This window comes from [Mycoplasma] falconis (assembly GCF_006385795.1).
In the GTDB taxonomy this organism is placed as follows: Bacteria; Bacillota_I; Bacilli_A; order Mycoplasmatales; family Metamycoplasmataceae; genus Metamycoplasma; species Metamycoplasma falconis.
In genome coordinates this window covers 67,707-80,094 of the sequence record NZ_VFSS01000002.1, presented here as the reverse complement: position 1 = coordinate 80,094, position 12,388 = coordinate 67,707, and the positions used below count along the sequence as shown (strand labels likewise).

At 26.4% G+C, this 12,388-nt stretch carries 8 protein-coding genes; 5 read left to right on the top strand and 3 right to left on the bottom strand.

What is annotated here, in order from left to right:
- Positions 1-13 precede the first annotated feature (13 nt).
- The 3 genes from FJO69_RS06705 to FJO69_RS00975 all read right to left on the bottom strand — a co-directional run bounded on the left by FJO69_RS06705 (position 14) and on the right by FJO69_RS00975 (position 4,283).
- Positions 14-1,597, bottom strand: a complete 1,584-nt coding sequence (locus FJO69_RS06705) for a hypothetical protein (protein ID WP_140781143.1) — start codon at positions 1,595-1,597, stop codon at positions 14-16.
- Positions 1,598-1,757: 160 nt separating this feature from the next.
- Positions 1,758-3,350: a hypothetical protein gene (locus FJO69_RS06700; RefSeq protein ID WP_140781142.1), complete on the bottom strand. Its 1,593-nt coding sequence runs from the start codon at positions 3,348-3,350 to the stop codon at positions 1,758-1,760.
- 138 nt (positions 3,351-3,488) lie between these two features.
- Positions 3,489-4,283, bottom strand: a complete 795-nt coding sequence (locus FJO69_RS00975) for a dimethylarginine dimethylaminohydrolase family protein (protein ID WP_140781141.1) — start codon at positions 4,281-4,283, stop codon at positions 3,489-3,491.
- Positions 4,284-4,481: 198 nt separating this feature from the next.
- Here FJO69_RS00975 and FJO69_RS06695 point away from each other — a divergent pair, with 198 nt between their 5' ends.
- The 5 genes from FJO69_RS06695 to FJO69_RS06675 are packed head-to-tail and all read left to right on the top strand — an operon-like array spanning position 4,482 to position 12,287.
- Positions 4,482-5,246 (top strand): DUF2779 domain-containing protein, encoded by a 765-nt coding sequence (locus FJO69_RS06695; RefSeq protein ID WP_140781140.1) that lies wholly within the window; start codon positions 4,482-4,484, stop codon positions 5,244-5,246.
- A gap of 13 nt (positions 5,247-5,259) precedes the next feature.
- Positions 5,260-6,939, top strand: a complete 1,680-nt coding sequence (locus FJO69_RS06690; protein WP_140781139.1) for an MATE family efflux transporter — start codon at positions 5,260-5,262, stop codon at positions 6,937-6,939.
- 57 nt (positions 6,940-6,996) lie between these two features.
- Positions 6,997-9,171 carry an SGNH/GDSL hydrolase family protein gene (locus tag FJO69_RS06685; protein WP_140781138.1) on the top strand — a complete coding sequence of 725 codons (2,175 nt, stop codon included), beginning with the start codon at positions 6,997-6,999 and terminating at the stop codon, positions 9,169-9,171.
- 15 nt (positions 9,172-9,186) lie between these two features.
- The gene (gene pip, locus FJO69_RS06680) at positions 9,187-10,128 is read left to right on the top strand and encodes a prolyl aminopeptidase (protein WP_211333778.1); all 942 of its coding nucleotides are present in this window, start codon (positions 9,187-9,189) and stop codon (positions 10,126-10,128) included.
- A 2-nt stretch (positions 10,129-10,130) separates the two neighbouring features.
- A complete protein-coding gene (locus FJO69_RS06675; RefSeq protein ID WP_140781136.1) occupies positions 10,131-12,287 on the top strand; it encodes a helix-hairpin-helix domain-containing protein in 2,157 nt (718 codons plus the stop codon).
- Positions 12,288-12,388: the final 101 nt, after the last annotated feature.

Below are 12,388 nucleotides of genomic sequence, written 5' to 3'. Positions count from 1 at the left end.
GTTTTTTAAATATTTATTTTAAAATTTCTTCTGCCTTACTTATAAAACCATCTTTAAACATTTCATATTTTTTCATCAATGTTTCTTGGACTTGGTTATATTCTGGAAAAGCTAATAATTTGTTTATATTAGTTATTATTTCTTGATCTTGGGGTTCATCTGTTTCTAATTCAAGCTTTTTAGATTTTAATTTCTCTTTTAGTTTTAAAACTTTATTTTTAATTATTTCATCAAATAAGGAAACAGCATTTTCGAAATATTTGTAATTTAAAATAGAAATATTTTTATGTTTTAGCATTTGAATTTGTTCGATTGAATATCCTATGGTTGCGTTTATATATAAAACCTGAAAAATATTAAAAGAAAAGTTTAAATCATTATACGTTCATTGAGAACTTGTTCAAAACGGTTCATTGTTAAATCAATCGTGTTTACTTTGTAAGTAAATTTGATTAGCTTGATTATTTAAGAAATCATCAAGATAAATATCTTTATCGTAAATGCTTTTTATTTTGCCAAATTTAGAAAATATAAAGTAATCATCAGGTTCATCTTCTAATGCTGTATTATTTACATCTAAAATATCGTCGTGTAAATATGCATAAGCAAAATAAGGATAAATAGATCAATATAAATCTTGCTCACTATTCATAAAATAATAAGGTCATAAGTCAGAATAATATTGCATGTAATTACTATTAGGTATAAATAAGTGTTTATCATCTGGTATTACTCAACCGTTTTCTTCATTATAATCTTCTAGTTTTAAATCGTTTATATATTTAAGCCCGTAATTTTCTGCTTCTTCACCATTTAAGGCAAAATAACCAAAAGTTTTATTCATCATTTGAAATCAAACATTATTAGGTAATACAAATCTTGATTCAGAAATAAATTTAGCGCCTTCTTTTAAGCTATTCAATAAATATTTTCTTAAAACTCTTGATGTTTCATAAATAACAGATAAATATTTATTTTCAATTTCCTTTTTAGAAAGCTTATGTACATTGGGTTTATTTCAATCTTCTAAATTAATTTTATAAGCTTGGTTGACAAGATTATCAAACACTTGTTCTGTTTTTGCTTTTATTGTTTCTTTTTGAGTTGCTGTTTCAAAATATTTTTCAGATGCCTTTATTATTTCGTCTTTTATTTTGTTATTGACATCTCACCCTAGTAAATGATTTTCCAAAAATGAAGAATTTTTTATATCTTGATTAGCATATTTATTGTTATAAAGTTCAATATTTTTATAACCTTCGAAAAAGTTAATTGTAAGATTTTCAATTTCTTTGTTAAATTTATTGACAAAATCGTTAATTGAGTCTTTTAATTCTTTTGTTTTATCTAAAATTTTGTATTCATTATTTTTGTAATCTTCTATTAAATCTTCTAGTTCTTCTTTATTTTTTATAATATCTGGAAATTCAGAAATGTCATAGTTATTAATAATGTCGTTTGCTATATTTATTATCTTTTTAATATCGTTAGCAGGATCATTAACTACTTGTTGTTTTATCAAAGGAAATAAAGTTGAAATAGAAGTAATTGTTGCTAATATTCCGAGTAATAATCCTTTGTTCTTTCTTTTTTGCATAAAACCTTCTTATATATAATAATCTTAAAACCAGTTTTACTATTTAGGGCATAAAAACAAAATAATTAAACAAAAAAGTTCCTAATGATAGGAACTTAAATGTCTATGATGTTTTAAATATAAAACCTCATCAAATAATTAAACAAACCATTTTAAATAATTATTTTAATATTTCTTCTGCTTTATTTATAAAACCATCTTTAAACATATCGTATTTTTTCATCAATGTTTCTTGAATTTGATCATATTCTGGAAAAACTAATAATTTATTTATTTTATCTATTATTTCTTGATTTTGAAGTTCATCTTTTTCTAACTCAATTTTCTTAGATTTTAATTTTTCTTTTAATTCTAAAACTTTATTTCTTATTATTTCATCAAATAAAGAAACTGCTTCTTCGAAATATTTGTAATTTAATACAGAAATGTTTTGATGTCTAATTACCTCTTTTTGTTTTGGAGTATAAGGTATTCAATTTAAATTAATTACTTCGAAAACATTAAATGAAAATTCTAATTTCTTATTTTCCAATAATTCTTCAAGTTTAGCAGGATTATCAAATCAATTTTGTTTTGTTTCAAGATATCAATCATATGATTCTCTGCTTAAAAAATCTTCTAATAATAATTCTTTGTTATATACAAATTTATCTTCGTTATTTTTTACAAATTCAAAATAATTCATTTCTTGATCCGGTTGCAAAATTGTATTTTCAGCATCTAATATATCGTTATATAAGTATGCATAAGCAAAATAAGGATATAAAGATCAATATAAACCTTTTTCTTTGTTAAGAGATCAAACAGGTCAAAAATCAGAATAATATAACATGTAATTTTCGTTAGGTGTAAATAAATCTTTGTCGTTAGGTATTACTCAACCATTTTTAGCATTGTAATCATCTAATTTCAAACTATTTATATATTCAAGACTATATTCTTTGGCTTGTTTATTATTTAAAGCAAAATAACCGAAAGTTTTATTCATCATTTGAAACCAAATGTTATTAGGCAAAACGAAACGAGATTCGGAAATAAATTTAACACCTTCTCTAAAATTTTCCAATATATGTTTTCTTAAAACTCTGGAAGTTTCAAAAATAACAGATAAATATTTATCTTCTATTTTTTGTTTAGAAATATTAGGTATCTTAGGGTTTTTTCAATTATCTAAATCAATCTTATAAGCCTCATTAATTAACTTATTAAATTCTTCTTCGGTTTTTACTTTTATAGTTTCTTCTTGGGTTTCGCTTGTGAAATATTTTAAAGAAGCGTTAATTATTTCTTCTCTTATTTTATCGTTAACGTTTCAGCCTAATAAATCGTTTTTCAGAAAAGAAGAATTTCTTAAATCGTTATTAGCTAGCTCATTGTTATAAAGATCAATATTTTTATAACCTTCAAAAAAGTTTATTGCAAGGTCTTCGGATTTTTTATTAAAGTCATCAACAAAGTTTTCGATTTTTTCTTTTAATTCTTTAACTTTGTCCTCAATTTTATTTTTATCGCCTTCTTTTATTAATTCTTCTAATTCTTCTTTATCTTTTATAATATTTGGAAAATCTTTTGTGTCATAGTTATTGATGATTTCATTTACAATATCCACTATTTTTTGATTTTCATCAACTAAATCATTATTATTTTTAGGCTCGTCAATAGCAATTTGTTTTTTAATTAACGGAAATAAAGTTGAAATAGAAGTAATTGTTGCTAATATACCGATGAGTAAACCCTTATTTTTCTTAAACATATAACCCTCTTATATAATAATCTTAAAACCAGTTTCAGTATTTATTGTGTAAAAAGCAAAAAATTACACAAAATAAGTTAGATTTTGACAAAAATTAAAACTAGCAAGCCGAAGTTGCTAGTTTTTTTGTTTCGATAATTAAAATCTTAATGATAAACAGCTTAATCCACCATCAAGTTTTTTGTATTCTGAGGTGTCGCAAGTAATAACACGGTAAATACCTAAATCTTGTACAGCTTTTAGAACATTTGGATATCCTTCGGGAACGATAACTGTTTCATTTACTCAAATACAGTTAGCCGCATATCCTTCTGAAGGATCAACTACAATTTGATTAAAATCTTTAAATGTTGGATAGTTTAAAAATTCTCCTGAAATTAATAAGTTGTTGTGTTCTAAATAGTTAACTCCTGTTTTTAAGTGTAACATTTCGGTCATTGGTACTGGAATGCATTTTTTGCCTACGCTGGCTAAAATGTTGTGAAATTGTCTAATACCTTCACGGTTAGTTCTTTCTGACATACCAACGTAGTAGGTATCTCCTACCATCATAACATCTCCGCCGTCTAGTGTACCTGGTTTCTCAATTTTGAAAATGTGTTTTTCATCAAAGAATTTTTGTAGGTAAGGAAGCATTTCAAATTTTTCTGCATTTCTACTACATGCTCCTGGATTTGATAAGATAGCTATTTCACCGGTTACAATAACGGCACTATCTTCTACGAAACATGAGTCTGGGAAGTCTTCGTTTTTAGGGCAAACTGTAACTTCTACGCCACATGATTTTAAAGCTTCGATGTATTTAGCGTGTTGTTCTAAAGCTTTTTCGTAAATAGGTTTTCCTAATTCTGGTGCTGATGTAATTCCATTAACCATTGATGCTGCTGGGGTTTTCACAATAACGTTGTGAAATTTGTTTTTCATTTCTGACATTAATAATCTCCTTAAATCTTTATCTTTGAGGGTATAAATATATCCCCCACATTTAATTATAGTTAATAGAAATAAAGAAGTTTTGCTAATCAAAAATAAAAACAAAAAACGTAGCAAATTAAATTTTTAATTTAAAATTTTATATCACTAAATAACACCAACAGTTATTTTTAGTTTTTAAAGGTATAATTTAATATTATGAAAATTGAGAAAGTTTTTATTGATTTTGAGGCTATTACAAATCCCTTTGCTAAATTACTTAATATACCAAGTGGCACACCCTATGCTTATACGCTTGGTCTTTTAAGTGACAAAAATCAATTTAAAGTAAAAACTTTTATTGTTGACTTTTCAAAACATCACATTTTAAGTGGTATTTGAAATATTTTAAAAAAGAAAATAATTAACGATATAAAAACTATTAACAAATACATCGAAATGAAAAATGTTGTTTTTGTAGGTCATAATCCAGTTTTAGAACATAATTGTTTGAAAAAACTTTTTCCTGAAAACAAGGTTGAACCACTTATTACCGCTACAACCGTTTCTCTTTCTAAATTAACTGGAAAGATTTTCAATGAACCTTATTTTGTTAAAACTAAAAAAAGTATTACAGGTTTTAATAATACTTTTTTAAATATTGCATTAGCTGATAGAAATGGGGCTATTGCTTCATTTGTTGGATATTGACTTTATACAAAAGCTATACCCAAATTAAGAAGTAATGACAAAAGAAAAAAATACTTATTAAATCTTGACAAAAAAATGTTGTTAAGAGAACTTTCAAGATATTCTAAGGACGACGTTTTAAAAATGATTTGAATCGTCGAACACCCAGAAGAAACAGATCAGTTTTTAAAAGAAATTTTTTACAAACGAGAATTGATGAAACAACTAAGAAATTTAAATATTGATGAAAATTTAACTATTAAAGAACTTAAAGAAAAAATTTGAACTTTATAGATAAGGAGGAGATATGAAATCAGGCGTGAAAAAAACGCATTATTTTAAACGTTTACTACCGAAAACAAAAGCTGATTGAAAACTTTATTTCATTAAAACTCTTCCTATCATTATTGGAGAAATTTTATTTTGTTTAAACGGCTTTTTAGATAACTTTATGGTTAGTCAATCTGCCGGCGGTATAGATGCTTTAACTTATGCTAATACTTATACCGGAATTATGTATACAATATTCTTTGCAATTCAAGGAATAGCCGCTATGTTTGTCGGTCAATATTATGGTCGGAAGGATTACGATAAAGTTAACCAGATAATGAACATTCGGATCTGAATGTATATGATTATCGTGATGTTTTTTGCTATACCTGCATGAACGGTTGGACCACAAATGATTAATTTAGTAGCCACTTCTGGAATTGAAGATAGTACTAGAATTGAAGCTTCTAAATACTTAACTTTAATTGCTATTTCATGAGCTATTACTTCATTTAACTTTAATACTAACATGCAATTAAATGAAACCGGACATTCTAATTTAGCCATGGTTTCAGCAACTGCAACAGTTGTTGTTAACGGCGTAATTAATGCGATTTGTTTATATGTATTTAAAATGCCACCTCATGCAGCTGCTTTTGGTTCGATTATTGGAGCTTTAGTTTGTTTAACGAGCGACCAAATATTAACTTATTGAAAAGATAGACCAATTTATATCGACTTATTTAGAATTTACTATATTAAAAAACCAATAGCAAAACAAATATTAAAACGTTTACCAGCTATGGGCATAACTATTTTAGGAATGATTACAATTCCTTTAAGAATGATGATTTGAACAAGAGCATATCCCGGTGCAGCCGAAGGTTCAGGAATTGGTCAACCTTGAATGGATATTAACGGTGTTACTGTTTTAGGTTTAGTTGAAAGTTTATCTTCAATAGCTTCGGCGGTTACATCAGTATGTTCGAGTAACGTTTCTTATTTTGTTGCAACTCGTTTAGGAGAAAATAGATTTGAAGAAGCCGAACAACACGCTTATTCATTAAGAGGTTTTCATGCTTTAGCCGGAGCTATGATGTCAGTTATTATGATTGGAGTTGTTTTCGGAATTGCTTATTCTGGTTCAACAACCAAAGGTTTAGAAGACGGAGTTGAAAATAAAATTAACGAACTTATTAAAAATAATTCAAGTGAAATAAGTTCTATTAAAAATTATTTAGGATTATCAAGTAATGCAGATAATAAAGAACTTATAGCAGCGGCTAGATTGGCGGCTTCAAACGAATTTAGAAGAGTGTTTTTATTATGCTGTGGAACATTTATATTATTTAATCCAGTTTGATGTTGATTTTACACTTCTGCCGCTTTACCAAGGGCCGGAGGAAGAAATAATATCGCGTCTGTAACAATGTTAAGCGTTCAATGATTATCATTTATTTGATTAATTATTATTGTTTTCGGAATTGTAAGACCATTAAAAGCCCAAGATACTTTTATTCCGTTAGAATTAGCTTATTTCTTATTCTATTCAATTGATTTAATTCGTTGAGGTATTTTTGAAATAGTAGCTTGAAAAACTAATTGATTAAAAAATGTTACTGTTAAAGTAGACGGTGAAATAGATGGAGAATTGCCGGCAGTTGCAGCTGCTAATAATTGCTCAATTCATACTAATAACGAACAAGCCATAAATTAATGTCGGCTTGTTTTTTAACTTTAAAAAGTTAAAAATAAAAAGTATAATTAATAAATCATGAATTCAAGTGGTAAAAAAGAATTTAATTTTGTAGTTATTGGCGATTCTATAGCCCAAGGTTTTAACTCAAAAGTGGGTTGTGGACTTTGTGGTTATAAAAAAAATAACGATTGAAAAATCGGCTATGCAGCTGGTGATTATTTGACTGTTTTTTTAAAAGATTTAGCGAATAAAGAACCTGAATATCAAGATTTTTTTAACAATTTTAATTATATAAATACGGCTCAATCAGTGTTAAGGGTTATTGATGTAATTAATTTAATAGACGGTAATTACGACGAAGGATTAATTAATGTCGTTAAAATGAATAAAATAACTGAAGCTTTGTCTAATATTCATTTACAAGAAGATATTTGAAATTATGAGCCTAGAATAAGTGAAAAAGAAAACTTTAATATTTATTCTAAAAATATTAAAAATATTATTTCTAAAGCCGATGTTATTTATTGCCAATTGGGTGGGAATGAATTTCAATCTTCATTACCTTTTGCTAAAATCAAAAATATGTTTACTGAGAAAAACTATTATCAGCTAATTAAAGTAAAAGAACAATTATTTAACATTGTTAATCAAGTAAGTGAAAATATAAGCAAACAGTATAAAGAAATGCTTTCTAAAATAAGACAAATAAATCCTAATTGCAAAATTATTGTTTCTTCATATACTCCACCGTTTTTTGGCATCACTGCTCGTTATGAAAATAATTTGAAAAAAATAAACCCAGCAGTTTTTAATGACTTATTTAGAAATATTAATAGAGCGTTAAATAAGACTTATGAAGAAATTGCAACTTTTGATGATAATACAAGTTATTTAAAAGTTTTTTACTATAAAGAATGACGTAAAAAAGTTTACAAACTTTATGAAAACATTTTAGATGTTCATCCGACCGAAATAGGCTATCAAGAAATCGCTAGAAGATTATTTTTACACTGTTTAGATAATAATATTTTGTTTAATGATAAACCCAATAAATATATAAAACATATTTCAAGTTTTAATCTTAATCGTGATATTAAAATGTGGAATAAGATTACTTTTGATTTACCAAAGGTAACTCAAATCGAAAAAAGACTTAACAAAATTATTTATATTTTAAGATCATGATCAGAAGCAAGTAATAATGTTCAAAACCCATATTTTACTTTATTAAAACGTGAAATTAATAACTTAGTGGAAGAATGTGAAGAAAATCCTAATAGAATAATCGTTTCTAGGGAAAACTATACATCGTTAACAACCTTATTTTTAGAGTATATTGGAATCTTTTTAAATTTCTTAACAAACGATTCTAATGCCTGAAAATCAATTAAAGATGAAGTAATAAGCGACGAGTTTATTTTAAATATTTTAAATGTAATGCTAAAAAGCAAAGAAATAATTGCCATTATTACTAATAGTGAAACGATATATCGCATTAATCCGAGATATAGCTTTTCTAAATTTATTAATCAAGCTTATAAAATTAATCGAGAAGCTATTTATAGTTTAGGATTAAAAATTTTAGATTCAATAGATTCTAATAAGGAAAACATCCATAAAGTAATTTTAGGTTTTTGTCAAGATATCGACGAACATATCACGATTAAAACCCAAAGTAATTTTATTAATGAATTGTTAAAAGCAGCTACTTACGACAAAAACATGGCAAATAATATTAAGCTACTATTTTGCATGATAGAAGCTTATATTAAAAAAGCTAAATATTTTAAAACTTTAGGTCAATTAGTTAAAAACTTTTTAAAAGATAATGAAATTATGATTAAAAAGCTATTTGACGATTTCTTTGTTTTTTTAAATAACAATTACAGTAATAATTACAAAGAATTTTCAGAATTAATTTTAGAAGTGCTTAAAAGAAGTTATAAAAAATTAAACTACTGAACTTGAATTAAACTTAATAAATGACAAGACAAATTTTTTAAAACTATAAATGATCCTAAATTTAAAAAATACGTAATTAATACTTTTTATAGCTTATTAATTAGTTTAGATTACGATTCTTTAGCTAATTTTAAGAATAATATGTGATTTTACTTATTATTCCCATTTAGACCAATTTATCATAAGTTTATGTTTACAATTTGAAGAAATATGTGATCTAAACAACCGATTAGACTTGCAAGTTTATTATTAGGCTTGTTAAACATTAAAAGAAGAATTAAAAAATAGGAGATTAATATGACAATGTATCCAGAAATAGAACCATATAACAGTGGCTATTTAAAAGTAAGTGATTTACATAATATTTATTATGAAGAAGTTGGTAATCCAAACGGAGTGCCCATTTTATTCGTACATGGCGGACCCGGAGGCGGAATAAGCACTTCTAATCGTCAGTTTTTTGATCCTAAATATTACCGTGTTATTTTATTTGATCAAAGAGGTTGCGGTAAATCTACACCTTCTGCTTGTGTTAAAGAAAATACTACTTGAGATTTAGTTGAAGACATGGAGAAATTAAGAAAACACTTAAACATTGATAAGTGAATTCTATTTGGAGGTTCATGAGGTTCTACTTTATCTCTTATTTATGCTATTAAGCACCCTAAATCCGTAAATAAAATGATTTTAAGAGGCATCTTTTTAGCTAGAAAAGAAGATAATGACTGACTATATCAAGAAGGAGCTTCTTATTATTTCCCTGAGGAATACGCTGAATATAGTGGTTTTATTCCACAAGAAGAAAGAAGCGATTTATTAAAAGCTTATACTAAATATTTAAATTCTGAAAATAAAGAAATTGCTGAAAAAGCCGCTTATCATTGTGCTAAATGAGAGTTAGGTTTAATTACTTTAAACAAACTACCAATTATTGAAGAAATCTTAGCTGATAGTAAAGCTAATTTAGAATTAGCTAGACTGGAAAACCATTATTTTATCAATAATGCATTTTTACCAAGCGATAATTACATTTTAGAAAATACTTACAAAATAAAAAACATTGAAACCATTATTATTCATGGTAAATATGACATGGATTGCCGTCCAATCGGAGCTTATTTATTACACAAAAATTTACCTAAATCAGAATTAAGATTCATAGCTGAATCAGGACATTCTGCTAAAGAACCGAAATTAGCCGAAGCATTAGTTGACGCTTGTGAAGATATGAAAGATAGGAAATAAATATGAATACTTCAATTCAAACAGTTGCAAAACGTTTAAACATAAAAGAAAATCAAGTAGAAACCGTTTTATCTTTATTAAATGAAGGAGCTACTATTCCTTTTATTTCAAGGTATAGAAAAGACGCTACGGGTGGTCTCGATGAAGATCAAATTACTAAAATTAATGAATATTATCAATATGACGTTGAATTAGTTAAAAGAAAAGATTATATTTTAGAAGTTTTAGCCGAGAAAAAACTTTTGACTGATGAACTTAAAAATAAGATTTTAAATTCAATCACTAAACAAGAAGTAGAAAATATTTATGAACCCTTTAAAGTTGGTAAAAAAACTAAAGCTTCTGAGGCTATTGCTTTGGGATTAGAACCGCTTGCTAAAAACATTTTAAATAATACCGATGAAAAATATAATCCAATCGCTGATGCTAAACAATATTTAAGTGATAAATTACAAACACTAGAAGAGGTGTTAGAACAAGCAAAATACATTATTGCTCAAGAAATAAGTCAACAACCGCAAATAAGAGAATATATTAAAGATAACATTATCAAATACGGTAAAGTAATTTCTTCTCTTAAAAAAGGTGCAGAAGACGAAAAAGAAGTTTTTAAACAATATTATCAATACGAAGAGAAAATCACTAAAATTCCTAATCATAGAGTATTAGCTTTAAATAGAGGTTCGGATTTAAAAATTTTAAATTACGATCTAGACTTTAGAAAAGAACCTATTTTTTATGAACTAAAAAATAAACTATTTAAAAATAAACGTACAGCCAAAATTGTTAATGAAGCCTTAGAAGACGCTTTAGAAAGACTTTTATATCCTTCAATAATTAGAGAAATAAAAACTGATTTATTTACAAAAGCCGAAGCAGAAGCGATTGAAGTTTTTGCTGAAAACTTAGAACAAATGCTTTTATGACCGGCAACTAAAAATAAATGAATTATGTCAATTGATCCCGCTTTTGTTAACGGATGTAAATTAGCTATTTTAGATCCTAACGGAAACTTTATTGAAAAAGGTATTATTTATCCTCATACTCACAGTAAAGAAAACTATACCGAAGCTTATAAAACAATTGAAGGATTTTTAAATAAATATAAAATCGATTTAATTGTAATTGGAAACGGTACAGCTAGCCGTGAAACAGAAAATTTTATTTCTAAAATTATTAATAATAGAAAATCAACTCATCCAAATGAAAAAATTGGTTATGCGATCGTTAGTGAAGTCGGAGCTTCAGTTTATTCAGCTTCTAAATTAGCTCAAGAAGAATTCCCTAATTTACATGTTGAAGAAAGATCAGCAATTAACATCGGACGTAGATTTCAAGATCCTCTAAATGAACTTATTAAAATAGATCCTAAATCTTTAGGAGTGGGTCAATATCAACATGATGTCAACCAAAAAGAATTAGCTAAGCAACTTGAATTTAAAGTTAATAAAGTAGTTAACTTAGTCGGAGTTGATTTAAACTCTGCTACACCAATTATTCTTTCTTATATTTCTGGATTAAGTTTAACTATGGCTAAAAATATTGTTGCTTATCGTCAAGAAAACGGTAAGTTTACTAATCGTAAACAGCTTAAAAAAGTTAAGGGAATTGGAGATAAAGCGTATGAACAAGCGGTTGGTTTTTTAAGAATTCATGATTCAAATGTTTTTTATGACAAAACTAATATTCACCCTGAAAGTTACGATTTAGCAGATCAAATTGTTAAGTATTTAAAAATTGATTTAAATAATATTGACAAAGAAAAACTTGAAAAAATTAATAGAGAACAATTATCACAAGAATTAGATATTAATAAATATGATATAGATCTTATTTTAGATTCTTTAATAGCTCCTGAAAAAGATATTAGAGATGATAAAGACGGTTTTATTATTAGTGATAAAGTTTTAACAATAGATGACATTGCAACCGGACAAGTATTAACAGGTCAAGTTCAAAACATAACCGATTTTGGTGCGTTTGTCTTTATAGGACTAAAACAAGCGGCATTAGTACATATTACTAACATGAAGAAAAAAGATGGTAAATATATTAAACATCCATTAGAAGTTGTTAATGTTGGTGATAATGTTAAATTAGAAATTATTGACATTGATAAACAACGCGAAAGAATACAAGGCAAAATAATTTGAGAATAATCTCAGATTATTTAATAAAAACATTTTATATTAAGCTTTTATAAGTTATAATTAAAGAACTTTTTATATCAATAGATTAAAAGGGAGGGCTTAGCCCACCC